The following is a 24,570-nucleotide window of genomic DNA, read 5'->3' as shown; positions in this document are numbered from 1 at the left end:
CCTGTTAATGGCGGACTAAGCGAATATCAAAATCAAACTGCGTGAAGAACGTCTCCAGCTGGTTCAGCTCTTCGGACGAATAAGACGGGTCCTGGGTAATGGGGTAGGGCATATCCAGGCGCTCGTATTTTTTGCGGCCCAACTGGTGGTACGGCAGCATGTCGATACGGCGGATATTTCCGCGCTTCGCCAGTTTCTGCACGTAATCAATAGCCCCGGTAATGGCATCGAATGAGTCGTTATATCCGCGAACCAACGGCATGCGAATAATCACGTTAGCGCCGGAGTCCACCAGCCATTCCAGATTGCGGCGAATACCTTCATTGCCGATGCCAAATAACGCTTTATGGTGTTCGCTGTTGATTTGCTTAATATCGAATAAGAAGGTGTCGGTTACCGGCGCCAGCTTTTGATAATTGGCCAGCGGGGTCGTACCCTGGGTTTCGATGGCGGTATTGAGCATCATCTTTTTGCATTCGCTGAACAGCGCCACGGCAAAATCGGTTTGCAGGCTCATTTCGCCGCCGCCGATGGTCACGCCGCCGCCGGAAGCGATGTAGAAGTCATAATCTTGCATGATGATATCCATCAGCTCGCTGACGGTGACATCTTTACCCATAATATCCAGCGCGTTCTGGGTGCAAATCTCTTCGCATTTGCGGCAGCCAATACAGTCTTTATTACGGTCGACAAAATGCTTCATCTCGCCGTTTTCTTCTGCCCGGTAGTGAATGCCGGCCGGGCAGACATTGACGCAGTCGCCGCAGTTAATGCATTTGTCGTGCGAGAACATGACCTGGAACTGGCTATTCAGCCCCTCCGGGTTAGCGCACCATGGGCAGCGTATATTGCAGCCTTTGAAAAAAACCAGTGTGCGAATTCCATCGCCGTCGTAGATCGAATATTTCTGAATATTGAATATTCGCCCGGTTAATTCTTGTTTTGCGCTCACAGCTACCTCCAGTAAAACGATCGGGACATCCGTGTCCAAAAACGTCCGTGTCCTTATCAGAACTTCTCAATCACCGTACGGCTGATAATTTCGTCCTGTACCTCTTTGCACAGCTCAACGAAGTAGGCGCTGTAGCCGGCGACGCGGACGATCAGGTCGCGATATTTTTCGGGTTCCTGCTGGGCTTTTTTCAGCACTTCGTTATCGACATAGCTGAACTGCATCTGGCCGTTGCCGAGAATCGACGCCGTGCGTAGCAGGGTAATCAGGCCGTGACGACCTTCCGGAGTATCCAGCAGCCCCTGGAGGAACTTGAAGTTATGCACCATGCCGATGTTCATGGTCTCCACATTCATCTTGCTGACTGACTTGATGATGGCGGTTGGCCCCTGCTTATCCGCCCCCTGCGTCGGGCTGATGCCGTCGGAAAGCGGCATCCATGCCAGGCGGCCGTTCGGCGTGGCGTTGGTCAGCTCGCCAATCGGCGTGTTGTTGGAGATAGAGAGGGTGCCGTGGCTCAGCGTGGAGTAGAGCATTTTGTACTTGCGGCACTCGCGCTCGGTCCACTCGGTAATATCCAGTGCGTACTGGTCAACGTAGTTATCGTCGTTACCGTATTTCGGCGCGTTCAGGCAGTCGCGGCGCAGGGCTTCAAAGCCTTCGAAGTTCGCCAGCATCGCATCGCGCATCTGCTCGAGGGTGTATTTCTTATCTTCGAATACCAGCTTACGAATCGCCGCCATCGAATCGACGTAGGTCGCCAGACCGGAGAAGATCAGCCCCGGGCCGTGGTTGATCATCGCGCCGCCGGCGGCGACGTCTTTGCCGCTCTCCATGCAGCCTTCCACCAGCAGCGACATCAGCGGTTTCGGCGCCACGTCGCGGTGCACGCGCTGGCTGATCACTGTGCCAATGGCCGACAGACGGACGATATGGGCAATCTGCTGTTTCACCGCCGCGTCAAACGCTTCGAAGGTGCGCAGCTCGCGCAGGTCGCCGGTATCCAGCCCCTGATAACTATCAAACAGCACCATCCGGCCGCGGTTTAAGACGAACTCGATAGCGATAGGCCATTGGGTGTAACCGGTAGAGGTCCACTGATAGATACGGCCGGATTTCTGCGGTTCGACGCAGCCCATCAGGCAGTAGTCGCGCGCGTCTTCGAAATCGAAGCCTTTACGCAGCATCATTTTGATATGGGAGTCATCGAAGTGGCAGGCCGGGAAACCCATCCCCGCCTTGACGACGTCGACGATTTTTTCCATATATTTCTGCGGTGACTGGTTGTGGATACGGCAGGCCAGCGACGGCTGGTAAACCTTCACAAAGCGCACGGCGTCCATAATCAGGTAAGTCAGGTCGTTACAGGCATCGCCGCCGGAGCGCTTCTGTCCGCCAACGGTCAGGTTGATAAACGGCTGATAACCGGCGAAGTATTTCGCCCCCAGCTCGCTCGACATCCACATCAGCTCGGCGCATTTGATGATAAACGCCTGCAGCAGCTCCAGCGCAGCTTCGTGAGTCAGGCGGCCTTCGCGGATATCGGCTTCAAACATCGGGTAGCAGTACTGGTCTACGCGGCCCAGCGACAGCCCGGTCTGGTTCTCTTCAATTTCAAACAGCGACTCCACGGTCCAGATACTTTGCAGCGCTTCCTGCAGGGTCTTCGGCGGGTTCGCCGGGACGTTCTGGTTCACTTCGGCAATGGTCAACAGCTCGGCGCGGCGCTGGGCGTTTTGCTCAATAGCGGCCAGCTCGCGGGCGCGCGCGGCGATGCGGTGAGCGTAGTTGATCACCCCTTCGCAGGTTTCAATCGCCGCCTTGTAGTAGTAGATGCGGTCGATATCTTCCGGGTTTTCCATGCTCAGGCTGGCAAGATGCGCCTCAGCGTCGGCTTTAATGCCGTTCATCCCTTTGGTGAACAGCAGCACGTCATAGCCCGGGCAGGTATCGCCGCCGCCGTTGATCTGATGGTAGGAGAGGTCGCTGACGAAGGTTTCGCCGCTGAACGCCCACACGCCCGCTTCGCGGTACTGGGCTTCACAGATCTCATCCAGCGAGCGGCCTTCCCAGAACGGTACGATCTCTTCGCGGATAGTTTTCTTATCTGCTTCGCTGATCTCAAACGGATCCTGCGGACGGGTGCTCATGGTATCGAGCTCGTCGCGCACCCAGCGCCAGGCGATATCCGGCGAGAAGGCCCCCGCGCGCGGCTTGCCGCACGGATGGCCGACGATCAGCTCATCGTCCTGAATCAGAATCGGCGCGGTTTCGCAGGCGTGACGGAAAGCTTTGGCGCGCAGCAGAATGGTCGGCATACCCGGATTCGCTTTCACCACCTCGGTAAAGGCCAGCGCGCGGTAAATAGAGACGCTCGGGCGCACCGTCAGGTAGTGGTTACGCAGGCGCTGCATGCGCGGGGTCAGCCCTTCTGCTGTTGTGGTTTCGCTACAGGCGGCAAATGGCGCGGCGGAGACCTTTTGTACGCCGTGGAACAGGCGCACCGGCAGATTGAGCGCGCTCAGATTGCGTTGTGCGCAGAGGAACAGCGCGGACAGTTCGTTGATGATCGTGCTGGGGTCATCGAGGCTGGCGCCGTGGCGCAGGGCGTCGAACATCGGGTAGCCGTCGATGGCGCAGGCGGCGCGGACTTCGCTCAGCTGTGCCAGCTTGAACCACAGGCACTCAACGATTTCATAGGCCCGTTGCGGCGTCAGGGTGCCGTTGGCGATGTCGCGCTGATACCACGGCAGCAGCGCCTTATCGGCACCTTCCGGGTTCACCGCATAGCTGCCGTTGTCCAGCTGCAGCGCCAGCTGAAACAGATAAAATGCCTGGCAGGCCTCTTTGAAGTTACGTGCCGGGTGGGCCGGAACGTGATGCAGAATCGCCGCGCTCTCCAGCAGTTCGGCCTGGCGATACGGGTTGCTTTCCGCCGCCGCGAGCGTTTCGGCGCTGGTGGCCAGATTCTGCGCCAGGGCGAGGAGGGCGTCGCAGGCGTAAATGGCGGCGCGGCAGCCGTTGACTTCATCCATACCGCTGCGGCTGACGGCGCTACCCAGGCTGCGGGTTTTCTCTTCCAGCTGGTGTTTAATCGCCAGCACGCCTTTTTCAATAATCAGCCGGTAATCCGGGGAGTCCAGGTCGCTGCTGAGATTCAGGAAACGGAATGCCGACGGACGCTGCGCGGCGCTTTCATCGTGAAAAATTGCCCCGTGCGGTTTGCGGGTCTGGTCGCCGACAATGAGCTCATCGGGGCTGATGCACAGCGGCAGCTGGCGCATCAACTCATAGAAACGACGCGCCGGCTTGACGGCGGCAGGAATGCCCGCGATATCGCCATCAAGGGCGTTCAACGTGGCGGCATGTTCGGTGCACAGGGTGCTTTTTTGTGAGAGTAAACGTTCAGCCAGCACGTGGACGCGCGGCGTTAAGCTGTAGTGTGCCATGTAGTATTCTCCAGATGTTCTGTTCCGCGGCTGATAGCAACCCTGCGGTGAGTACTGTGTCTGTGTTTCTGCCGGGTGGCGGCTGACGCCTGACCCGGCCTGACATTCGGCCCCTTGTCGGCCCGCGCAAGCGCAGCGCCGCCGGGCAATTACCGGCTACCGCTCCAGGCCCGGCGATAAAGCTCGATCAACGCGTTGGCGTCCGGCGTGCGTGGATTGGTCGGTGTACAGCTGTCGCGTAGCGCCTGGCCAACCATCTCCGTCAGGCGTTGCTCAAACTCAGCACTGGCAATGCCGGTGTCACTAATGCCGGTCGGCATCGTCATCTCGTCTTTTAATGTCTGAATAGCGACCAGTAAGCTGGCGACGCCCTGGCGGGTATTGGCCGCAGGCAGATCCAGCAGATGGGCTAAGCGCGCATATTTGCGCGCGGCGTCGGTCGCGCACTGCCCGTGATAATCGGCGTTCCAGGCCACTACCTCAGCCATTAACAGCGCGTTCGCACGGCCATGGGGGACGCGAAAAACGCCGCCCAGCGCATGGGCCAGACTGTGGGTAATGCCCAGCGAGGCGTTGGTAAACGCCATGCCCGCCATGCAGGAGGCGTTGTGCATCTTTTCGCGAGCCAGCAGGTTGTCGCCGCTGCGCCAGCAGGTGGGCAGATAGCGGAAAACCTGCTGCACCACTTTTTCAGCCAGCGCATCGGAAAAGTCGCTGGCGGCGCGGGAGACGTAGGCCTCCAGCGCGTGGCACAGAACGTCCATTCCGGTATCGGCGGTGATCGCCGGCGGGACCGAAGCCACCAGCGCCGGGTCGAGAATGGCGATATCCGGCAGCAGCGTCGGATCCACCAGCACCAGTTTTTCGGCATCGGCCTTGACGACCGAAAAGGCGGTCACTTCGGAACCGGTACCGCTGGTGGTCGGGATCGCCACGAAGCAGGGACGCTGGCGTCCGGCCTGCGGACGGGTCTGCGCCAGGGCGAAAATAACCGCTTTGGCCGCGTCAATGACCGACCCGCCGCCCAACGCCACCACCAGATCCGGATAGCTGGCATCCATCAACTTCATCCCGCGGACGATAGTGGCGATATCCGGATCCGCTACCACGTCATCCCAGACCTGGAAGGTGATGCCGCGCTGGCGCCAGGGGCCCGTCACGCGTTCGGCGAGACCAAATTTGACCATCGCCTTGTCGGTCACCAGCAGGACGTTGCGGGCGGGGAGCTCGTCCAGAACCGCGAGCGCGTCCTGGCCAAAGCGGATCCGGGGTTTCAGCAAAAATTCACTCATTGGGTTATTCACTCCTTAAGCGTCCCGAAACACGTTCTCGACAATGGCAACCACCGACATGGCTTTGTAACGCTCGGCGTTGAGCGCGAAATACTCTTCAGCCAGAACGATGTCGTGCATGCCGGCGCCGACGCTATCGACGGCGACCCAGGTCTGGTCCTTCATGGGCTGCTGGTCATCGTCCAGTTTGACGATCAGCAGCAGGTTACTGCCGCGTAGCTCAGCGCATTTCTGCGTGGCGACGACATGTCCGACTACCTTTGCGAGAATCATTGTTTTTATCGCCTTATTTCAATGCGTTACTGGCCTAAGCGCTCAAGCACCTGGCGGATGATGCGTTCCACGTTCTGCTCGTTGATCTCGCCTTCCGCTTCGACGGCGGCGGCGACAGCAAAACGGTTATCTGCCCCTGCGCTGCCGGTGGTCGCGACGGGGGTCGCGGCGCCAGGAGAGGTGAAGCGCACGTCGTCGAGAATGCTGCGTTGCGGGTTAGCTGCCGGCGTGACGATGGTCGGCTGCGGTTCAGGGCGGCTGCCCGGCGCGCGCAGTTCATCGATGGAACGTACGCCGTAGCCGACCCGGCGGATGTTGAGCAGGTTCATCGGGCCGACGTTATCGGAGCTGGAACCGCCGCCAACGGCGCCGCAGCCGAGCGTCAGCGCCGGCGTGATATTGGTGGTTGCACCGATGCCCCCTAACGCCGCCGGGGTGTTAATCAAAATGCGGTTAACCGGTTTTTCGAGGCAGAACTGACGAATCACATCCTGATTGCGGGTATGGATTACCAGCGTATGGCCGAGGCCTTCGTTGGTCAGCAGTTCCATCACCCGGTGGCAGGCCGCTTTCCAGTCCTCTTCCACATACAGGCCGAGAACTGGACACAGTTTTTCGCGAGAGTAAGGGTTCTGGTGAGAGACGGTGGTCTGCTCGGCGATCAGCACTTTAGTGCTGGCCGGAACGCTGAAGCCAGCAAGCTGGCTGAGATACAGCGCAGTTTTACCCACCACTTTCGGGTTGATGGTGCCGTTCGGGCGCAGAAGCAGAGCCGCCATTTTGGCCGCTTCACCTTCATTCATGAAGTAGGCGCCCTGGGCTTCCAGCTCGCGGTGTACTTCGTCGTAAATGCAGCGTTCAACGATGATCGACTGCTCGGAGGCGCAGATCACGCCATTATCGAAGGTTTTGCTGGTGATAATATCTTTCACCGCGTGATGAATATCGGCGCTGCGCTCGATAAAGGCCGGTCCGTTTCCCGGGCCGCCGCTGATGGTCGGGGTGCCAGAAGCATAGGCCGCGCGCACCATGCCTTCGCCGCCGGTGGCCAGAATCAGCGAGACGTCTTTACTGTGCATCAGTTCTGAAGTGGCTTCGAGGGTCAGCTGGCTAATGGCATCAACGCTGCCTGCCGGCGCGCCTGCGGCTTCGGCGGCGCGCTTGACGATCTCAATCGCCTTCCAGCTACACTGACGCGCGCCCGGATGCGGGGAGAAGATAATCGCGTTGCCGGCTTTCAGGGCAATCAGCGTTTTGTAGATCACGGTAGAGGTTGGGTTTGTTGACGGGACCAGCGCACAAATCACGCCCAGCGGCACGCCCACGTCCATCACTTTTTTTAGCGGATCGTCATGAATGATGCCGACGGTCTTCATATCTTTGATGGCGTCGTAAACGCGCAGCGAAGCGAAACGGTTCTTCAGCACTTTATCCTGCCAGTTGCCAAATCCGGTCTCTTCCGCAGCCATTTTCGCCAGCGCTTCGGCGTGGTGCGCGGCTTCCTGGGCCACGTTTTTCACGATGGCGTCGATTTGTTGCTGCGAAAAGGTGGCCAGAATCGCCTGAGCCTTTTTGGCGCTGCGCACCAGTTCCCGCGCGTTCTGGCGGGACTGCAAATCGTTATCCAGTTCAATCATGAGTCTATCCTTCATCAGACTAAAAGAGTGGGGACGGGGCGCGCCCTGTCAGGTCATGCTTTATGCTGCGACGCGATTTTTTCGATATCGTTATGCGGACGCGCAATGACGCGAGAGGTGACCACTTCACCGATGCGTTTTGCCGCCTCCACACCGGAATCAACGGCCGCATTGACCGCACCGACGTCGCCTTTTACCATCGCGGTGACCAGCCCGGAGCCGACGTTTTCATAGCCAATCAGCTCGACGTTGGCGGCTTTACACATCGCATCGGCGGCTTCAATACAGGCCACCAGACCTTTGGTTTCGATCAGACCAAGCGCTTCTTTCATCATGTTGTCTCCCGTTATTCCGTCACTTTGTAATGTGCGACGATCTTGTTGATGTCGTTATGCGGACGGGCGATAACCAGCGAGGTCACCACTTCCCCAATGCGCTGTGCCGATTCCACACCGGAATCCACCGCCGCTTTCACCGCGCCGACGTCACCTTTCACCATCGCGGTGACCAGCCCGGAACCGACGTTTTCATAGCCGATCAGCTCGACGTTGGCGGCTTTACACATCGCATCCGCCGCTTCGATACAAGCCACCAGACCTTTGGTTTCAATCAGACCTAATGCATCACCCATTTGCGTTCTCCTGGCCTTAAGCCTTGTGTTTAATGACGATTTTGTTGATGTCGTTATGCGGACGTGCAATCACCAGCGAGGTCACCACTTCTCCGATGCGTTGCGCCGATTCCACGCCGGAATCCACCGCCGCTTTTACCGCGCCGACATCGCCCTTCACCATGACGGTGACCAGGCCGGAGCCGATGTTTTCATAGCTAATCAGCTCGACGTTGGCGGATTTGCACATGGCATCCGCTGCTTCAATGCAGGCCACCAGGCCTTTGGTTTCAATAAGCCCCAATGCATCACCCATTGTGATCTCCTCCAGAACAGGTTTTGTGATTCGGGAAAACCGTCCGCGTAACGGCGTCAACACGCGGCAGCGGCGTTCGACGTCCACTATAGGGAAACGCAGATGGAGTGAAATTTAAATCCGTGAAAGTTTTATTTTTAGATTTTTACTCTGTGATTTAGCCTTTTATAGCCGCTGATTTATCTGTTTATGCTGATCTAGCGTGCGGGATTTGGCGTTGTCACGGGTGGTTTTTAGCGCGTTGAGACGCGCCGCGGGGAATGTTAATGGGGTGCTAATTTATTGCGGACGCGGGGTAATATTACCCTCCATTAAGTGTGGGTATGGTCATGTTTTTTACCGCCAGATAAATGCAAAAAGTGCGGTTTCGCGGCGAGGCGATACCGGGAAAGCAGGGGAGTGGGATTAATCGAACTGACTGCCGGATTTCAGGGTGCAGACATAGAGTGGAGAGTTGATGGAGCTCAGCAGAATTGCTTTCTCGTTGAGCTTCTGGGCGTTGAGAAACAGGCCATCATGGCTGTCGGACATTTCACGCATAAAGTAGGCAAAGATCACGTCCGGCGACTCATCGATTGACGAGGCGCTGGATTCCCACTTGCTGATGCGGTAGTGGCGTTCGGTAGATGAGATGCGTTGGCTGGTCCAGTTAAACTTGACGTAGCGCTGCAGATAGAGCCAGCCGGCCGCGGAGTCGGTATAGCCTTCGACGACCATCGAACCCTTGCCGTTGGCGGTAAAATTAAAATGAATATTGCCGTTGACGTTCTCTTTCTCCATGTTCTCAAAACGCATAATGGCTTTGGTTGAGCAGCTCATCACCCCGTCTTTTTCAACGGGCAGCAGTTTCCAGGCGCTGACCCCGGTCGCGACGATAAATACCAGCGTAGAGAGGGCGAAAAAGGGGCGAGGAGCGAGTCTCATTGCGGCTTCCAGGAGTAGTAGAAATAGTTATCGCAGTAGCTGAACGGGTTGTCTTCATGCATGGCGCAGTGGGCGAGGAACACCCGGCCCAGCCCGTTGGTTTCCAGCCTGTCGCCATAAAAGAAGACCAGACGCTCGCCGGGTTTGCACTCCAGCTTCAGCCGCTGGCGTACCTCATCAAAATTCTTACCGTAGGCGCTGGCGGAGACCGAGCGCAGCATCTCGTCACTGGCCAGCAGCTCGCACTGGCTGTGGGTCATCTGCGTCAGGGTGATGGGACGGGATTCACTGCCGCCGACGAAAGCAAACGTCAGCAACAGTAGCGCGATGGCCAGCAGACTGGCGCCGGCCATATACCAGCAGGTGCCCCGCGCATGCCGTGAGAGGGCGGGCGCTTCCTCGGCGCAGGCGAAGGGGGGCTCGCACTCCTGCACCGGCGCGACTTCTGCCGCGGGCGCGGGCGGTGCCTCCGGTATGTCGTCAATGATGGCGATGGTTAATTCGGGGTTGAGCTGCAGCATACCGCGCGACACCGTGACGATGATGTTCTCGATGTCGTAATGACGGAAGGTTTTGCGCAGCATGCTCAGATACTGGTTGAGGTTGCTATTGGATGACGTTAATCCGTTGTCATCCCAGACTTTTTTCAGTACCTCATCGCGGCTGATAACATCGGTATGGCGCAGGAAATAGTAGAGCAGCGCGCTGGCAGTGATAGACAGCTGGCTGTCCGGTTCGGTGCTTCCCGGTAGGGTGAGTGTGCCGTCCGTTGCATCATAAATGAGACGGGCATTGATGTTGTAGCGCATCGCGGCCTCAATCTAAGAGCCTACATGAGGCTATTTTATTTGTCAGTCTGGCCCAGGGAGCGTCTACATATTTCACGTATGCCCGGGTGCCCAGACGGCCTGCAACCATCCATAACGCCTGACGGGGCAGGCTTTTCCGGCATCACGCCGGAAGCGTCATCCGCGTCAGATCGCGCACCAGCGATCGGCGGTGGTCGGCGCCCATGGTGCGTCCTTCCGTCAGTTCCGACAGCCAGATACCGTCCGCCGCATAGCGCACCAGGGTGCCGGTATGGCTATTATCCAGCGCATCGCCCTGCGCCAGATGCCCCAGCATCCAGTCTCGCCAGCATTTTCTCAGCACCGGCTCATCCGGCATCGCCAGGGACAACACCATCAGCTGCCGGCTTTCGTCGGTATCCGTCAGGTCAGAGAGATAGTGCAGGTAGGCGCGGGTAAAACGGCCATAAGAGACATTATCGGCCGCCATCAGCCCCGAGATGGCCTCTTCCATAATGGCCAGCAGACGGGCGAACAGCGCAAAAATGAGCGCCTGCTTGTTGGGGAAATGATGCAGCAACCCGCCTTTACTGACGCCTGCTTCACGGGCGACGGCATTCAGCGAGAGCGACGCGATGCCATCCCGGCCGGCAATCATTGCCGCCGACTCCAGCAGCTGCTGATGCCGGCGGGCAGGATCTTTTTTTCGGTGCTGGGCTTCCATATTCATGGCCCGAATCATACCGACCAGACGGTATGATTATTTTTGATAGCGATCAAGATGCGGGGCGGTGTCGCGCCGTGGATTGTCGTTATTGCGCGGGGGGTCACAATTCGTCATATGAATTCCGGTGATATCTGCGGTATCTCAGCAATCACCGGGAAGACATGACTTTGTCGTCTGATGCAGCGCAAATCCGCATTCGCCAGGCGCCAGCTCCGGGCGCAGCGTCAGGGAGGGGATCAGATAGTCGCCGTGGTTTTGCCGGCGGAACGGGATGGGGGGCGTTTCCGCCAGCGTATCCAGCCGCTGCCCCAGCTCGCGGCACTGCCGGGCAAAGCGCTGCTCGTCCGTTTTCTCCGTGCGATAGAACACCAGCGGCGGCAACACCGAAAAACCGGGGTAGAACAGCATTCCGTGCTGGATGGGGAACAGGATGTCGTCGATGGGGCCGTTGATACCGCGCGGGGCGTAATGCTCCGCCCAGCCGCCGGTGGTGACGATCAGCATCGCCCGTTTGCCCGCCAGCGTCCCTTCACCATAGCGGTCGCCCCAGTGGCGGTCGCTGTGCTCGCCGACGCCATAGGCAAAACCATAGGCGTAAACCCGGTCGATCCAGCCTTTCATAATGGCGGGCATCGAGAACCACCACAGCGGAAACTGAAAAATCACCGTATCCGCCCACAGCAGTTTCTCTTGCTCCGCAACGATATCTGCGCTTTGGGTTCCTTGTTCAAAAGCCTGCTTTGAATCGAGCGTCGAGCGCCAGAACTCGCCAACCGGCGGGGCACTGCTGTCGTCAGCATCAAAGCCCGCTTTCCAGCGCATGGCGTAGAGATCGGAGACCTGCACCTCGTGCCCGGCCTGCTGCAGATGTTGCACGGCAAAATCTTTTAAACCGCCATTCAGCGAGCGCGGTTCCGGATGGGCGTAAATCAGCAGTACTTTCATAAAAATCACCTCTGAGCGATGGAGAGCTGCAGAGTAAGCAAGCTGACGCTATAGTAGAAATTAATTGCTTAAATCTCAGGTATAGCCGTGATTAATTTACATCGTTTGGATCTCAACCTGCTGCGCACCCTCGACGTGTTGCTAAGTGAGAATAACGTCACGCGGGCGGCGCAGCGGCTCAACCTGTCGCAGCCGTCGGTCAGCATTCAGCTGGCGCGCCTGCGGGAAATTTTTGCCGACCCGCTGCTGCTGCCCGGGCCGCGCGGGATGCTGCCGACCGCCCGCGCTGATGAACTGCGCGGACCGTTGCGCGATGCGCTCGCCGCACTCGAGCTGGCGGTGGCGCCTGCCAGCCATTTTGATCCGGCGACGGCGGCGCAAACCTGGCGCGTCGCGGCGACAGATTATATGGCCTCGGCGATTTTACTTCCGGCGCTGCACACGCTGCGTCGGGCCTCCCCAGGCAGCCGCCTGGCGGTCTTTGAGCTGCAGCCCTCGCGGCTGGTGTCGCAGGCAGAGCGTGACGAAGTGGATCTGTTTTTCCATACCCGTGACGGCGCGCCGGCGGAGCTGCATCAGCGCGTCTTGTTCAGTGAACGCTATGTGCTGGCGGGCAGAGTCGGGCATCCGGCGCTGCAATCGGCGCTCAGCCTGGCGCAGTTCTGCCAGCTGGAACAGGTGATTGTTTCGCCGGACGGCGGCGGTTTTCATGCCGCGACCGATATCGCGCTGGCTAATCTTGGCCTGGCGCGACGGGTTGTCCTTTCGGTGCCACATTTCCTGTTTATGCTGGAGACGCTGCGCAACAGCGAGCTGGTGGCGGTGGTACCGGAGCGGCTGGCGCGTGGGGTAAGTGGTCTGATGGTCGTCGAGCCGCCGCTGGCGGTGGCCGGGTTTGATATGCTGATGCTGTGGCACGAGCGCTGGCATCGCGACCCTGCCCATCAATGGCTGCGTCAGCAAATCGTGATGTCATTAGAGGATAAGTCATGTTAAGCGGATTGAATCACCTGACCCTGGCGGTCAGCCGCCTGGCGCCGAGCGTGGCGTTTTATCACCAGTTGCTGGGGATGACGCTGCACGCCCGCTGGGACGGCGGAGCCTATCTTGCCTGCGGCGATCTGTGGCTGTGCCTGTCCCTCGATCCGCAGCGGCGCATCACTCCGCCGGAGGAGAGCGATTATACCCACTACGCCTTTAGCATTGCCGAAGCTGACTTCTCCGGGTTTGCCGCCCGTCTGGAAGTGGCCGGGGTGACGATGTGGAAGGTGAACCGCAGCGAAGGGGCGTCTTATTACTTCCTCGATCCCGATGGCCACAAGCTGGAGCTGCACGTCGGCAGCCTCGCTCAGCGCCTGGCCGCCTGCCGCGAGCAGCCGTATAAAGGGATGGTTTTTTATGGCGAGGAGCCGCAGGCGAGCCGGAACCCGTAGCCCGGCTGAGCGCTGCGCCACCGCCTGAATCGCCCTGCGGTTGCTCCCCGGAGGCGGCGCCTGACGCGCCTTGTCCGGGCTACTGGCTCCATCGGCTGCAAACCTGTAGCCCCGGTAAGCAAAGCGCCACCGGGGGACAAGCCAGTTCGCGACGGTGAAAAACTCACTCCATCGCCACCTTCACCGCATCCCCCAGCTTCACCATCACCTCCCGATGCTTCTCGATCGGCGGCAGGGCGCAGTTGATCCTGACGCAATTGCGGTATTTCCCGGACGCCGAGAACAGCGAACCCGGCGCGACCTGGATTTTCAGGCGGCACAGCTGCTTCGCGACGCAGACCATATCGACGTGCTCGGGGAGCTCAACCCACAGCATATAGCCGCCCTTCGGTCGGGTGACGCAGATCCCGCAGGGGAAGTATTCCCGCAGCCAGCAGGTGTAGATCTCCATATTCCGCTGATAAATCTGCCGCATCCGCCGCACGTGGCGATGGTAGTGGCCTTCGCGGATAAAGTTACAGGCGGCCAGCTGGGTTGAAGGAACGTTGGTCCCGCTGGCGGCGTATTTCATCTGTAGCAGACGATCGTAGTAGCGGCCGGGCGCGATCCAGCCGATACGCAGGCCTGGAGCGATAGTTTTGGTAAACGAGCTACACAGCATTACCCGGCCGTCGATATCCCACGAGTGAATGGTGCGCGGACGCGGGTAGTCGGTGGCCAGTTCGCCGTAAATATCATCTTCGAAAATGACGATATCGTGCCGCTGGGCAAGGGTCAGCACCGCGCGCTTGCGGGCGTCCGGCATGATAAAACCCTGCGGATTATTACAGTTCGGCACCAGGATAACGCCTTTGATCGGCCACTGCTCCAGCGCCAGCTCCAGCGCTTCAATACTGATCCCGCTGTCCGGATCGGTCGGGATCTCAATGGCTTTGATCCCCAGACCGCGCAGCAGCTGCATGGTGCCGTAATAGGTCGGCGACTCCACCGCGACGATGTCGCCAGGCTGGCACACCGACAGCAGGGCCAGCGACAGCGCGCTGTGACAACCGCTGGTGATCACCAGATCGTTGGCGGTGACGACGGAACCGCCGTCCAGCATCAGGCGGGCGATCTGCTCCCGCAGTTCGCGGCGTCCGGCCAGCTCGTCGTAGTTCAGCACCTCGTTGAGGTTATGCTGAATCACCCGGCTAAGCTCACGCCACAACGGTTTCAGACTCGGCTGAGTGACGTCCGGTGAGCCGCCGCCGAAGGGGATGATGGTTTTGTCGTTACGGGCGTCGAGCATGGTCAGCACCTGATCCCACTGGGTGATCTCCACCGGGCGCTGAACCGGGCGCGACATCGGCGGTACCGGCGGCTGGGCTTTACGCGGGGCGACAAAATAGCCGGAACGCGGCTGCGGGGTGATCAGCCGCTGCTGTTCCAGCGTCTGGTAGGCCTGCTGCACGGTACTGATGCTGACACCGTGCTCCTGACTCAGGCTGCGTACCGACGGCAGTTTTTCGCCATCGCGATACAGCCCTTGCTCAATACGTTCTGCCAGCAGACTGGCCAGATGTTGGTAACGCGTCATGCTGTATCCCTTATTGCCGCCATACAGATAGATAAACCAGTACAGATGGATGAAAAAAAAGCCACGCAGATACCGTTTTAGCCAATCTGTATGTTAAAGAAAAGTATTTTGTGCATCTGTATTGTTGGGCTTCAGATCCGCGAAGATAAAGCCTCTGGCAAGGCGAGGAGGTAGAGGATGGAATTTCACGAGAACCGGGCAAAACAGCCGTTTATCGGCTTCGTATTACTGGGCCGCATGATAAGAAAATGGTGGTTACGGCAGCAAACGCGACGGGTTTTGCAGCGAATGAGCGATGAACAGCTCAAGGATGTCGGGCTGAGGCGAGATCAGCTCAATTAAAAAATGCGTTTTTCCCCGGATGATGGCCTAAACACGCTATCCGGGCGACCACTCCATAGCCCCGGTAAGCGCCGCGCAGCCGGGATCTCCCCGGCGACGGTGCTGCACAGCTGTCCGGGCGACAAAACCGCACGATGCCATAGCCCCGGAAAGCAATAGCGCGACCGGGGAAATGTCCGCCAGGATTATTACATTCACAATATTTATCAATTAATGCTTCTGCGCCCACTGTTTCTTGATGCTTACCCTGATAAGTATTATTTTCTTCTCAGCTAACTGAGGAAAGAAACATGACCGAAGACGAACTGTTCGCCCGCCGCCCGATGGGGATGCGGATGGCGATGGTGGTCCGCCAGTGGCGCGCGACCATCGACTCTGCTATCACCGATACCGGCCTGACCCAGTCGAGCTGGACGGTGCTGATGCAGCTGCATCAGCTGGGGGACAACGTGTCGGTCAGCGAGCTGGCGGAGGTGCAGGGTATTGAACTGCCGCCGCTGATGCGCACCCTCACGCAGCTGGAAAACCAGGGCTATCTGGTGCGTTCAACATCGCCATATGACAAACGCATACGCCTGCTGACGCTGACGGCGGAAGGCCGGTCGATACTGGAAGATCTGAACCGTGTGATTGAGACCTATCAATCCCGCGTCACCCGGACCATTCCTGCGGCGGATCTCGCCACCTTCAGCGCTACCTTAAATCACATCGCCTGCAATTTGCGGACAATCCGCGAAGAAGATAACAAGATCTAAAAAACTATGATGACCCCTGAACAAAAATTTGCCCGCTGGGTAAGGGTAAGTATTGTCGCGTTCCTGACGATATTCGCCTGGTTTATCGTTGCCGATATCTGGATCCCGCTGACGCCGGACTCGACCGTCATGCGGGTCGTGACGCCCGTTTCACCGCGCGTCTCCGGCTATGTGTCGCAGGTCTATGTGCACAACAATAGCCAGGTGAAGAAAGGAGACCTGCTCTATGAGCTGGATCCGACGCCGTTTATCAACAAAGTCCAGGCCGCGCAGATAGCCTATGAACAAGCGAAGCTGAGCAATCAGCAGCTTGATGCCCAGCTTGCCGCCGCGCGCGCCAACCTGCGCACCGCACAGTTCACCGCCCGCAACGATAAAGTGACTCTGGATCGCTATCAGCGCCTGAGCACCATGCAGAACGTTTCGCAATCGGATCTCGATAAGGTGCGCACCACCTGGCAGACCAGCGAACAGTCGGTCAGCGCGCTGAATGCCAGTATCCAGAATCTGCTGATCCAGCGCGGGGAGCGCGACGATAACCGTAACGTGACGCTGCAAAAATACCGCAACGCGCTGGAAGAGGCGCAGCTCAACCTTGGCTGGAGCAAAGTCTACGCCGAAACGGACGGGATGGTGAGCAACCTGCAGCTCAATCCGGGTCTGTATGCCACTGCCGCCACGCCGCTGCTGGCGCTGGTCAGCAACCATACCGATATTGTCGCTGATTTTCGTGAGAAGAGCCTGCGCCACACCGGGGTGAATACCGATGCCGCGGTGGTCTTCGATGCCCTGCCGGGGAAAGTCTTTCCGGCGCACGTGACCAGCAGCGACGCCGGGATTTTAGCCGGCCAGGAAGAGGTTAACGGCCAGCTATCGCAGCCGGAGCAGTCTACCCGCTGGGTGCGCGATGCCCAGCGGATGCGGATCCACGTCGCTCTTGATGAACCGCTGGATAAACCGCTGCCGACCGGCGCCCGTGCCACGGTTCAGCTCTATAACAGCGAGGGTCCGTTTGCCCGCACCTTTGCCGGCCTGCAGATCCATCTGGTGAGCCTGCTGCATTATGTCTATTAATACGCTGGCTCGCGTTTTTACCCCGCACGGTAATATCGTTTACACGGCGAATGACTTTCGTCAGACGCTGCGGATCGCCTTTGCCGGGATGATAGCGCTGAGTATCTCGACCTTCTACGATGTGCAGTACGGCGTCTTCTTTGTGGTCTATCCGCTGATGCTGCTGTCGCTGGTGCCGGTTTTTAATCGTCACGTCGCCAGGCAGTTTATCTTCAGTGCGGCGGTAAACTGCGTTGAAATGGTGCTGATCGTCGGCTATCTGTCGCAATGGCCGATTGTGATGACGCTGGTGGTTTTTGGCCTCTACGTGATGCGTTTTCGCTTCATGAGCCAGGGGCCGCTGTTTCTGCTGGGGTCGATGGGGGTGGTCTGTCAGAGCACGATGCTCAACTTTATGAGCTATCCCACCAGCAACTGGCACACGCTGCTGTTCTCTAATATGGAAGCCTGCGTGATGGCGGTGGCGCTCAGCGCGTTAATGAATTACCTGATTCCGGACGTCGAACCGCGTAAGCCGCCGCCGCGAATCGAGAAAGACGCCGCCAGGGTGCGCCATGAATCGCTGCTCTCCGGCACCGTCGCCACCCTGATTTTCGTGGTCTTCCAGATCTGCGATCTCAGTGACTCTCTTTCGGCGCTGATGGCGGGGATCCTGATCCTGTTCCCGATGCACTATCGCGGCGCGGTGATAAGCTCGGTGTGGCGTGTCGCGGGGGTGGTGTTGTCCTGCCTGTATATTCTGGTGGTGCAGCTGCTTATCTACGATTTCAGCAACCATATGGTATTGATGATGCCGCTGATTGGCCTGGGTCTGGCCTTTAGCGCCCGCCTGCACGTGATGGAAAAGGTTGGCGCCGGGGTGGGCTTCGCCAGCATCACCACCATCGGGATCATGTTCGGCCAGAACCTGCACCCGGACCAGGATCTGATCTTCAGCGATCTGTACCGTATTACCTCGGTGACCGCCTCGCTTATCGTTACGCTGACGCTGGTTTTCCTTGTGCACCGGATTCTGAACTGCTTTGCGCCGACGCGGTTCGTCATCACGGAATAGCCTCAGGCCGCCAACGCGCTCTGCTGGCGATCGGGGGATTGATAGGGATCCCATGGGCGAGCGCTACGGCCACTGCGCGCGCGTTATGCCGGGTGGCGGCTGGCGCCTTACCCGGCCTGCAAACAAGACCGGGGCTGGGCGATCCGCGATCGGCTGTAGGCCCGCGCAAGCGAAGCGCCGCCGGGCGATGATTGACGCCCTGGCAGGGATAGCCTTTATGCCTGCTGCGGAAAGTTAGCCAGCAGCTGGTAATCATCCCCGGCAACGCGAAATATGGCTTCCGTTTGGCCGGGGATAACCCACTTCTGTTCTTCTCCCGGCAGACAGTGCAGATAAATGCACAGCCCGCAGCCGCCGCGCAGCTGACGTGGAATGTCCTTGACCTGAAAGGGTAATCCCGCCGCCTGTAGGGCTTTGCGCATCCGTACCACCCCTACCGTCGAATGAAATAAAAACAGATATGTCGTCATCCTCGCCGCCTCAGGCGTTGGCCGATCAGCGCCGCGCCGATGGCGCCGGCAAACTGGGCGTCCGGGTGCCTGTGCACCGTCAGGCCGAGGTGACGCTCCAGCATCGCGGCGAACGTCGCGCAGTGGCTGACGCCGCCGGTAAACAGCAATGGCCCCTGCGCGGATAAGCGGCCGATAAAGTTCGCGCTGCGCCGGGCCATGGCGTTGATCACCCCGGCCAGAATCGCCTCCGGTGCGACCCCGGCTGAACGCAGGCTGATCACTTCCGATTCGGCGAATACCGTGCACATGCTGGTGATGGCGTGCGCTTCAACGCCTTCGGTAATGGCGTCCAGCTGCTCGACGCTGGCGCCGAGGGTTCGCGAAATCACCTCCAGAAAACGACCGGTACCGGCCGCGCATTTGTCATTCATCAGAAAGTCGCTGAGGTTGCCCTGCGCATCCAACTGGATGACTTTGCTGTCCTGGCCGCCGATATCAATCACCGTGCGGGTTTCCGGCGCCAGCAGACGTGCGCCGAGCCCGTGACAGGAAATCTCCGTCACCTGTTTATCGGCAAAATCGACCAGTTGGCGACCATAGCCGGTGAGGGTTAAAAAGGGCGTTTCCGCGAGGCCTGCGCGCAGCGTCTCCCAGGCGTCATTGATGGCGTCGGCGGGGCGAAAGGGGGTCGGGCAGAGGAAACGGCGTGCAATGACGCCGTCTGCCAGCAGGATACCTTTTGTCGCGGTGGAGCCGGAGTCAATGCCTACCGTGTAGATCACGCGCGCTCCTTACAACATTTCGATAAATGCGGCGACGCGGGTACTGAGCTGGCCGAGGTCTGCCGTCGAATAGTCGGTTTCAATCGCGATATAGGGGATGTCGTGCCGCTGACGTACGTGGCGCTTAATCGCCAGCGATTCAACGGCATAGGTATGGCAGGCCTGCAGGATGACGTCGACCACGCCATCGGCCTGATACTCCTCGACCATCTGGCTCAGCAGCTGCAGGCGCCGATCGTTGGGCGAAATGCAGGAGCAGCCAATAGCGAGATATTTATCGGTTAAGGCATCGTAGACGTCGCCGTCTTCCGCCACACAGTGCTCGGTAGCTTTCGCGCCGGTGCAGTTCTCATAACCCACCACCCAGCCGCCGTTGTCTTCGATGGCGCGGACCACTTTTTCCGCCGCACCGCCGATTGGGCAGCCGGTGATCAGAATACGCGGGCGGGCCTCCAGTCGTTGACCTTCGCGCCATTGCTGATGGATACGTTCTGCCATCGCGTTGAGTTCATCAATCAGCGCAGTTTTGTCGAAGCGGAAGGTCGCGCCGTAAACCACTTTCAGAATGTCGCCGCCGCTGAGCGCCGGTGGATTTAACTGCCCGAGGCGATAGAAATTGGCCAGCGCCCGGCGTTCGCGATTTTTCAACACGATGGCTTCGCGCAGCGCCGCCTCGCTGATTGGCGTAGCGAAGCGCGTTTCAATCACCTGCTGCAGGCGCTTGATCTCCGCTTTCCACAGCGCCCGGGAGGCGGCGTCGCTGGCGCTGTTCGGTAGCTGCATCACGTGTACCGCCTTGAACTCGGCCATGTACTCGTACATCTTCTTTTTGCCATCGCAGGTGGTTTCGCCGACCACCAGGTCAGAGAAGTAAAAGTAGGGGCATTTATCGGTTTTGCCGAAGCCATAGCTGCTTTTAATCAGCGGGCAGAGGTTGCGCGGCAGGTCTTTCTCCGCCTCTTCAATGGTCTCATCGGAAGTGGAACACAGCGAGACGACGACAGCGCCCGCCGCCATGGCTATCTCCTGTGGCATAAAGGTACAGTAGGTGCCGACTAGCGGCACATTCTGTTCTTTAAGGTCCATGACGGTGAGAAAACCCTGCTGACGAGCTTCCGAGAATTGGTCGAAGATGGCGGGTAGAGCGGTGATGAGCGACATGATTTTCCTTCCCCGTACACGGGAGATGATGAAAGAGTCGCCATTATAGCCCTGTTATTTATGTGTGTTTGTTGATCTTCCACGCATCCCGCGGCGTTAGTAGACCTTCTTCAAATCCATCTCTTCCTGAATGCGCTCGCTGTAAGCCACGTGGGTGCGGATCGCCTCCTCAATCCCGGCGTTATAGAACATAGGGCCGAGCTCTTTCGCGATAAAATCGACAAAGAACTCGGCGTCAAACTGCTCCAGTTCAAGGTCAAAATTCTGTTCGCAGTATGCGCATAGCTTTTCGCGAAGCAGATCGCGTTCGCCGGGAGTCAGGGTAATGTCAGCCATTTTTGCTCCTTAAATGGGCTCTGAATGCATCAAAAGGCAGAGGAGATAAGGTTAGCTGGGGATCCAGCTATCCCACGCGGGCACCGGGCCGAGTTCTGCCACCAGGAAATCGATAAACGATCGTACTTTAGGATTGCTGTATTTGCTGGGGAAATAGAGCGCATACAGCGCGTGCGTCTCGCAGGCGATCGTCCCATCGAGGATCAGCGGCGTGATCTCCTCTTTCTGAATATGATCGCCGATTAGATAGGTCGGCAGGTAGGCAACGCCCTGATCTTCCAGCACCGATTTTAACAGCACCAGGCTGCTGTTGGCCTGGATAGGCATGTGCAGCTTAAGCTGATGCGGGCGATCGTGCTCGTCGGTCACCTTCAGCACCGGCGTCAAGCCGGGATAAACCAGGCAATCATGATTCACCAGATCGCTGCGCCGCACCGGCATCCCTTTTTTAGCCAGATAGCCGGGTGACGCACAATAAGCCCAGCGAATCGAAACCAGTTTGCGCATGGCGTAGTTTTGCGGCGGTGCGGTGGAGATACGCAGAGCGATATCGAAGTCGGTTTCATTGAGGTTGACGAAATTATCGTTCAAATCAATATACAGATTCACATCCGGGTACTGCTGACGATATTTATCCACCAGGTTGACCAACCGGGAGTAGCCAAAGGCAATGGAGCAGGTAATTCGTAATTCACCCTGCGGATTATGATAATAGCCGGAAGTGGTATTTAACGTATCATCAAACTCTTTTAGTAACTTATTGGCGCGATTAAATAGATATTGCCCGGCGTCGGTCAAGGTAATACTGCGGGTGGTACGCTTAATTAATGTCGTGCCCAGCGTATCTTCCATTGCCGAGAGGCTTTTACTGACCGCAGAAGGCGAGACGTTAAGCTGTGCGGCGGCCTCGGATAATCCTCCGCAGTCGACAATTTTGATAAAAAACTCCAGATGCTTGAGTGAAATTGGCGTGCTCATTTTTTCCTTAAATTCACAAGTGATTTGCAAAAACGGTACGAATGAGCCGTTACATTCGTATCTGAAACATGCAACTATTGAATCACAGGAAACAACTTGCTGGCAAAATGAAAAAATAACAACTTAAGTGAGTTGCATCACAAAATAAAAGGAGGCACCGCAGAAAGTCATTAAATTGTGAATTTAATCTCATTTAATATAATTTTAATTAAAAGGTACCGGTTATGTGGTCACGACTCGAACCCTACAAATCCTCTATTATTTTATTAATTGCCCTGGTGATCGGCGGCCTGACAGGTATTTACGCCCCAGGACTGGCGGTTAAATTACAGCCGATAGGTCAGATATTCCTTAACCTGCTATTTATGATTATTGTCCCGCTGGTGGGCATCAGCGTGATGTCATCGATCGCCAGTATGACCGACCTGAAAAGGCTGGGACGCATTATGGCGATTATCTTCATTGTTTCGATTGCGATGGCCTTTATTCCCGCGGCCGGCATCGTCGCGCTCGCCTTATGGTACAACCCGGCGCAGGGGGTCACCATCGATCTGTCACAGTCGGTGCAGGCGGGCAGCGGGCAGATGGATTTTGTCAGCATGATCACCACCAGCGATTTTATCGGGCTGTTCTCGAAGTCCAATATTCTGGCGCTGATCGTGATGGCGATTATTGCCGGTGTGGCCATCGGGCAATCGGAACAGGCGGGTAAACGCATAGCCTCGCTGCTGGAAGATGCCAATACCGTCATCATGAAGATCGTCTCGATCATTATGAAAGTCGCGCCGATAGGTCTGGGCTGCTATTTCGCCGCGACGATGGCCAGCCAGGACTCAGGGCTGCTGTTGACCTTTGCCCGGGCAATCGGCCTGTTTATGGTTGCCACGCTGGCCTATTTTATCTTCGGTTCGATTCTCTATTCATATATCGGCGGCGGCATGCCGGCGGTGAAAGCATTCTGGCGCAATGCGGTTGAACCGTCGGCGACCGCGCTCGGGACCTGCTCCTCATTAGGGACGCTGCCCGTCACCCTGCGCGCTGGTAAAGCGATGGGCATTAACCCGGAAATCGTCGATGTCTCTATTCCGCTGCTGGTTAACCTGAATAAGGGCGGTGTGGCCATGATCGCCGCGCTGAAGATCGTCTTTATCTATTCGGTGCTGGGGATGGAGTTCACCAGCGAAACCTTCTTTCTGACCATGCTGATCGCCGTGCTCTCCGCCATTATCGTTGGCGGCGTACCGGGCGGCGCATTCCTCGGTGAAATTTTTATCGTCACCACGCTGGGGCTGCCGATGGAGGCGATCCCGATGCTGGTGGTACTGGGCACCATCACCGATGCCCCGGCTACTCTGATCAACGTGATTCATGATTTGAACGCCGCGCAGATTGTGGAACGCTTCGCCGGAAAAAAGCCGGCACCGGCTGAACTGAAATCCACGGCTGCCGCCGTATAAGCTTTCGCACGGATATAAGGATATTACAGGAGACGTTATGAAGAATTCACTCAAGCTCGACACGCAGTTAATTATCGCCGGACGCGATAAACGCTACACCCAGGGGGCGGTAAACCCGGTTATCCAGCGCGCTTCTTCGCTGGTCTTTGAGACGGTGAAAGATAAAAAATTTGCTACCGCCAATCGCGCCAACGGCGAGCTGTTCTACGGCCGTCGCGGGACCTACACCCATTTCGCGTTTCAGAAAGCGATGAGTGAACTGGAAGGTGGCGCGGGCTGCGCGCTCTATCCGTGCGGGGCAGCGGCGGTGACCAATGCGATTCTGGCGTTCGTGCAAAGCGGCGACCATATCCTGATGACCGGCGCGGCCTATGAGCCAACGCAGGACTTCTGCAATAAGATCCTCAGCAAATTCAACGTTGAAACCACCTATTACGATCCGCTGATCGGCGCCGGGATTGCCGGGTTGATCCGCCCGGAAACCAAAGTGGTCTTTCTGGAGTCCCCCAGCTCAATCACCATGGAAGTCCAGGATGTACCGGGAATGGTCAACGCGATCCGCGCGGTAAATCCGCAGATCGTTATCATGATCGACAACACCTGGGCGGCGGGCGTGCTGTTTAAGGCGTTGGACTACGGCGTGGATATCTCGATTCAGGCAGGCACCAAGTACACCATTGGCCATTCCGACGCCATGCTGGGTACGGCGGTCTCCAACGCCCGCTGCTGGGATCGTCTGCGCGAAAACTCCTATCTGATGGGGCAGACGCTGGATGCGGATACCGCCTATAACGGCAGCCGCGGGCTGCGCACGTTGGCGGTACGCCTCAGACAGCATCAAGAGAGCAGTATCCACATTGCTCGCTGGCTGTCGGCGAGGCCGGAAGTGGCGCGGGTGAATCATCCGGCTTTAGCAGAGTGTCCGGGCCATGAATATTTCCAGCGGGATTTCACCGGCAGCTCGGGCCTGTTCTCCTTCGTACTGAAAAAGCGCCTGACGGATGAGCAAATGTCGATGTTCCTCGACAACTTCTCGCTGTTCCATATGGCCTACTCGTGGGGCGGGTTCGAGTCGTTGATTCTGGCTAACCAGCCGGAAGAGCTGAACAGTATTCGTCCAGCTGGCGAGGTGGATTTCAGCGGGACGCTGGTCAGGGTACATATCGGGCTGGAGGATGTCGGCGATTTGATTGCCGATCTGGAGGCCGGGTTTACCCGCATCGGCTAAACACCGGGCCCCGCCAGCGTGCGGGGCCC

At 58.0% G+C, this 24,570-nt stretch carries 26 protein-coding genes; 8 read left to right on the top strand and 18 right to left on the bottom strand.

Annotation, left to right across the window (positions count from 1 at the left end; all coding sequences use genetic code 11):
• Positions 1-4 precede the first annotated feature (4 nt).
• The 12 genes from cutD to AC007G_RS17220 all read right to left on the bottom strand — a co-directional run bounded on the left by cutD (position 5) and on the right by AC007G_RS17220 (position 11,913).
• Complete coding sequence (gene cutD / locus AC007G_RS17275; RefSeq protein ID WP_004857478.1) at positions 5-952, bottom strand: choline TMA-lyase-activating enzyme; 948 nt, start codon at positions 950-952, stop codon at positions 5-7.
• A 56-nt stretch (positions 953-1,008) separates the two neighbouring features.
• The gene (cutC, locus tag AC007G_RS17270; protein ID WP_032689645.1) at positions 1,009-4,401 is read right to left on the bottom strand and encodes a choline trimethylamine-lyase; all 3,393 of its coding nucleotides are present in this window, start codon (positions 4,399-4,401) and stop codon (positions 1,009-1,011) included.
• A gap of 149 nt (positions 4,402-4,550) precedes the next feature.
• Positions 4,551-5,693, bottom strand: coding sequence for a 1-propanol dehydrogenase PduQ (locus tag AC007G_RS17265; protein WP_032689644.1), 1,143 nt, complete (start codon positions 5,691-5,693; stop codon positions 4,551-4,553).
• 15 nt (positions 5,694-5,708) lie between these two features.
• Positions 5,709-5,966 carry a EutN/CcmL family microcompartment protein gene (locus tag AC007G_RS17260; protein ID WP_004857483.1) on the bottom strand — a complete coding sequence of 86 codons (258 nt, stop codon included), beginning with the start codon at positions 5,964-5,966 and terminating at the stop codon, positions 5,709-5,711.
• A gap of 26 nt (positions 5,967-5,992) precedes the next feature.
• Positions 5,993-7,603 (bottom strand): acetaldehyde dehydrogenase (acetylating), encoded by a 1,611-nt coding sequence (locus tag AC007G_RS17255; protein ID WP_132467427.1) that lies wholly within the window; start codon positions 7,601-7,603, stop codon positions 5,993-5,995.
• Positions 7,604-7,656: 53 nt separating this feature from the next.
• Entirely contained in the window at positions 7,657-7,935 is a 279-nt protein-coding gene (locus tag AC007G_RS17250) for a BMC domain-containing protein (protein ID WP_015585230.1), read from the bottom strand.
• 14 nt (positions 7,936-7,949) lie between these two features.
• Positions 7,950-8,234 (bottom strand): BMC domain-containing protein, encoded by a 285-nt coding sequence (locus AC007G_RS17245; RefSeq protein WP_004857488.1) that lies wholly within the window; start codon positions 8,232-8,234, stop codon positions 7,950-7,952.
• A gap of 16 nt (positions 8,235-8,250) precedes the next feature.
• The gene (locus AC007G_RS17240; RefSeq protein ID WP_010634659.1) at positions 8,251-8,529 is read right to left on the bottom strand and encodes a BMC domain-containing protein; all 279 of its coding nucleotides are present in this window, start codon (positions 8,527-8,529) and stop codon (positions 8,251-8,253) included.
• A gap of 405 nt (positions 8,530-8,934) precedes the next feature.
• The gene (locus AC007G_RS17235; protein ID WP_032689643.1) at positions 8,935-9,453 is read right to left on the bottom strand and encodes a FidL-like protein; all 519 of its coding nucleotides are present in this window, start codon (positions 9,451-9,453) and stop codon (positions 8,935-8,937) included.
• Positions 9,450-10,262: a winged helix-turn-helix domain-containing protein gene (locus AC007G_RS17230; RefSeq protein ID WP_046853150.1), complete on the bottom strand. Its 813-nt coding sequence runs from the start codon at positions 10,260-10,262 to the stop codon at positions 9,450-9,452. The genes AC007G_RS17235 and AC007G_RS17230 overlap by 4 nt, the downstream gene beginning before the upstream one ends.
• Before the next feature lie 142 nt (positions 10,263-10,404).
• Positions 10,405-10,983 (bottom strand): TetR/AcrR family transcriptional regulator, encoded by a 579-nt coding sequence (locus tag AC007G_RS17225; RefSeq protein WP_032689640.1) that lies wholly within the window; start codon positions 10,981-10,983, stop codon positions 10,405-10,407.
• A gap of 126 nt (positions 10,984-11,109) precedes the next feature.
• Complete coding sequence (locus tag AC007G_RS17220) at positions 11,110-11,913, bottom strand: NAD(P)H-dependent oxidoreductase (RefSeq protein WP_032697902.1); 804 nt, start codon at positions 11,911-11,913, stop codon at positions 11,110-11,112.
• A gap of 87 nt (positions 11,914-12,000) precedes the next feature.
• Here AC007G_RS17220 and AC007G_RS17215 point away from each other — a divergent pair, with 87 nt between their 5' ends.
• Together AC007G_RS17215 and AC007G_RS17210 are read left to right on the top strand one after the other, a co-directional pair.
• Positions 12,001-12,909, top strand: coding sequence for a LysR family transcriptional regulator (locus AC007G_RS17215; protein ID WP_032689638.1), 909 nt, complete (start codon positions 12,001-12,003; stop codon positions 12,907-12,909).
• On the top strand, positions 12,903-13,346 hold the full coding sequence (locus AC007G_RS17210; protein ID WP_047663948.1) for a FosA family fosfomycin resistance glutathione transferase: 444 nt from the start codon (positions 12,903-12,905) through the stop codon (positions 13,344-13,346). Before AC007G_RS17215 ends, AC007G_RS17210 begins: the two co-directional genes overlap by 7 nt.
• A gap of 163 nt (positions 13,347-13,509) precedes the next feature.
• Here the strand turns inward: AC007G_RS17210 and AC007G_RS17205 are convergent, their stop codons facing one another.
• Positions 13,510-14,922 (bottom strand): aminotransferase-like domain-containing protein, encoded by a 1,413-nt coding sequence (locus AC007G_RS17205; protein ID WP_032697905.1) that lies wholly within the window; start codon positions 14,920-14,922, stop codon positions 13,510-13,512.
• Between the two features lie 177 nt (positions 14,923-15,099).
• On the opposite strand from AC007G_RS17205, the gene AC007G_RS17200 reads away from it, so the two are divergent.
• From AC007G_RS17200 to AC007G_RS17185, 4 genes are all read left to right on the top strand, one after another.
• On the top strand, positions 15,100-15,264 hold the full coding sequence (locus AC007G_RS17200) for a DUF1127 domain-containing protein (RefSeq protein ID WP_064497381.1): 165 nt from the start codon (positions 15,100-15,102) through the stop codon (positions 15,262-15,264).
• Between the two features lie 290 nt (positions 15,265-15,554).
• On the top strand, positions 15,555-16,019 hold the full coding sequence (locus AC007G_RS17195; RefSeq protein ID WP_032689634.1) for a MarR family winged helix-turn-helix transcriptional regulator: 465 nt from the start codon (positions 15,555-15,557) through the stop codon (positions 16,017-16,019).
• Between the two features lie 6 nt (positions 16,020-16,025).
• On the top strand, positions 16,026-17,093 hold the full coding sequence (locus AC007G_RS17190) for an HlyD family secretion protein (protein ID WP_032689633.1): 1,068 nt from the start codon (positions 16,026-16,028) through the stop codon (positions 17,091-17,093).
• On the top strand, positions 17,083-18,147 hold the full coding sequence (locus tag AC007G_RS17185) for a DUF2955 domain-containing protein (RefSeq protein ID WP_032689632.1): 1,065 nt from the start codon (positions 17,083-17,085) through the stop codon (positions 18,145-18,147). The genes AC007G_RS17190 and AC007G_RS17185 overlap by 11 nt, the downstream gene beginning before the upstream one ends.
• Before the next feature lie 215 nt (positions 18,148-18,362).
• On the opposite strand, the gene AC007G_RS17180 is transcribed toward AC007G_RS17185, so the two are convergent.
• The 5 genes from AC007G_RS17180 to AC007G_RS17160 form a co-directional block, all read right to left on the bottom strand.
• Positions 18,363-18,617 carry a putative Se/S carrier protein gene (locus tag AC007G_RS17180; RefSeq protein ID WP_136894977.1) on the bottom strand — a complete coding sequence of 85 codons (255 nt, stop codon included), beginning with the start codon at positions 18,615-18,617 and terminating at the stop codon, positions 18,363-18,365.
• Positions 18,614-19,381 (bottom strand): putative 2-hydroxyacyl-CoA dehydratase activator YjiL, encoded by a 768-nt coding sequence (gene yjiL / locus AC007G_RS17175; protein ID WP_136894979.1) that lies wholly within the window; start codon positions 19,379-19,381, stop codon positions 18,614-18,616. The genes AC007G_RS17180 and yjiL overlap by 4 nt, the downstream gene beginning before the upstream one ends.
• Before the next feature lie 9 nt (positions 19,382-19,390).
• The gene (locus AC007G_RS17170; protein ID WP_032697908.1) at positions 19,391-20,542 is read right to left on the bottom strand and encodes a double-cubane-cluster-containing anaerobic reductase; all 1,152 of its coding nucleotides are present in this window, start codon (positions 20,540-20,542) and stop codon (positions 19,391-19,393) included.
• A 96-nt stretch (positions 20,543-20,638) separates the two neighbouring features.
• On the bottom strand, positions 20,639-20,878 hold the full coding sequence (locus AC007G_RS17165; RefSeq protein ID WP_032689628.1) for a DUF2164 domain-containing protein: 240 nt from the start codon (positions 20,876-20,878) through the stop codon (positions 20,639-20,641).
• A 51-nt stretch (positions 20,879-20,929) separates the two neighbouring features.
• On the bottom strand, positions 20,930-21,856 hold the full coding sequence (locus AC007G_RS17160) for a LysR family transcriptional regulator (protein ID WP_032697909.1): 927 nt from the start codon (positions 21,854-21,856) through the stop codon (positions 20,930-20,932).
• Between the two features lie 224 nt (positions 21,857-22,080).
• Between AC007G_RS17160 and AC007G_RS17155 the strand changes: the two genes are divergently transcribed.
• Together AC007G_RS17155 and metC are read left to right on the top strand one after the other, a co-directional pair.
• A complete protein-coding gene (locus AC007G_RS17155) occupies positions 22,081-23,313 on the top strand; it encodes a dicarboxylate/amino acid:cation symporter (RefSeq protein WP_047663951.1) in 1,233 nt (410 codons plus the stop codon).
• 37 nt (positions 23,314-23,350) lie between these two features.
• Entirely contained in the window at positions 23,351-24,541 is a 1,191-nt protein-coding gene (gene metC, locus AC007G_RS17150; RefSeq protein WP_032689625.1) for a cystathionine beta-lyase, read from the top strand.
• The last annotated feature ends 29 nt before the right edge of the window (positions 24,542-24,570 follow it).

The organism is Klebsiella sp. CSG-1 (assembly GCF_056521145.1).
Note: the sequence above shows the minus strand (reverse complement) of the source record. Positions and strands in the feature narration are given on the sequence as shown.

Coding starts and splice junctions, on each gene's coding strand:
- cutC (WP_032689645.1), bottom strand. CDS start 4,401: ATGGCACACTACAGCTTAACGCCGCGCGTCCACGTGCTGGCTGAACGT.
- AC007G_RS17265 (WP_032689644.1), bottom strand. CDS start 5,693: ATGAGTGAATTTTTGCTGAAACCCCGGATCCGCTTTGGCCAGGACGCG.
- AC007G_RS17260 (WP_004857483.1), bottom strand. CDS start 5,966: ATGATTCTCGCAAAGGTAGTCGGACATGTCGTCGCCACGCAGAAATGC.
- AC007G_RS17255 (WP_132467427.1), bottom strand. CDS start 7,603: ATGATTGAACTGGATAACGATTTGCAGTCCCGCCAGAACGCGCGGGAA.
- AC007G_RS17250 (WP_015585230.1), bottom strand. CDS start 7,935: ATGAAAGAAGCGCTTGGTCTGATCGAAACCAAAGGTCTGGTGGCCTGT.
- AC007G_RS17245 (WP_004857488.1), bottom strand. CDS start 8,234: ATGGGTGATGCATTAGGTCTGATTGAAACCAAAGGTCTGGTGGCTTGT.
- AC007G_RS17240 (WP_010634659.1), bottom strand. CDS start 8,529: ATGGGTGATGCATTGGGGCTTATTGAAACCAAAGGCCTGGTGGCCTGC.
- AC007G_RS17235 (WP_032689643.1), bottom strand. CDS start 9,453: ATGAGACTCGCTCCTCGCCCCTTTTTCGCCCTCTCTACGCTGGTATTT.
- AC007G_RS17230 (WP_046853150.1), bottom strand. CDS start 10,262: ATGCGCTACAACATCAATGCCCGTCTCATTTATGATGCAACGGACGGC.
- AC007G_RS17225 (WP_032689640.1), bottom strand. CDS start 10,983: ATGATTCGGGCCATGAATATGGAAGCCCAGCACCGAAAAAAAGATCCT.
- AC007G_RS17220 (WP_032697902.1), bottom strand. CDS start 11,913: ATGAAAGTACTGCTGATTTACGCCCATCCGGAACCGCGCTCGCTGAAT.
- AC007G_RS17210 (WP_047663948.1), top strand. CDS start 12,903: ATGTTAAGCGGATTGAATCACCTGACCCTGGCGGTCAGCCGCCTGGCG.
- AC007G_RS17205 (WP_032697905.1), bottom strand. CDS start 14,922: ATGACGCGTTACCAACATCTGGCCAGTCTGCTGGCAGAACGTATTGAG.
- AC007G_RS17200 (WP_064497381.1), top strand. CDS start 15,100: ATGGAATTTCACGAGAACCGGGCAAAACAGCCGTTTATCGGCTTCGTA.
- AC007G_RS17195 (WP_032689634.1), top strand. CDS start 15,555: ATGACCGAAGACGAACTGTTCGCCCGCCGCCCGATGGGGATGCGGATG.
- AC007G_RS17190 (WP_032689633.1), top strand. CDS start 16,026: ATGATGACCCCTGAACAAAAATTTGCCCGCTGGGTAAGGGTAAGTATT.
- AC007G_RS17185 (WP_032689632.1), top strand. CDS start 17,083: ATGTCTATTAATACGCTGGCTCGCGTTTTTACCCCGCACGGTAATATC.
- AC007G_RS17180 (WP_136894977.1), bottom strand. CDS start 18,617: ATGACGACATATCTGTTTTTATTTCATTCGACGGTAGGGGTGGTACGG.
- AC007G_RS17170 (WP_032697908.1), bottom strand. CDS start 20,542: ATGTCGCTCATCACCGCTCTACCCGCCATCTTCGACCAATTCTCGGAA.
- AC007G_RS17165 (WP_032689628.1), bottom strand. CDS start 20,878: ATGGCTGACATTACCCTGACTCCCGGCGAACGCGATCTGCTTCGCGAA.
- AC007G_RS17160 (WP_032697909.1), bottom strand. CDS start 21,856: ATGAGCACGCCAATTTCACTCAAGCATCTGGAGTTTTTTATCAAAATT.
- AC007G_RS17155 (WP_047663951.1), top strand. CDS start 22,081: ATGTGGTCACGACTCGAACCCTACAAATCCTCTATTATTTTATTAATT.
- metC (WP_032689625.1), top strand. CDS start 23,351: ATGAAGAATTCACTCAAGCTCGACACGCAGTTAATTATCGCCGGACGC.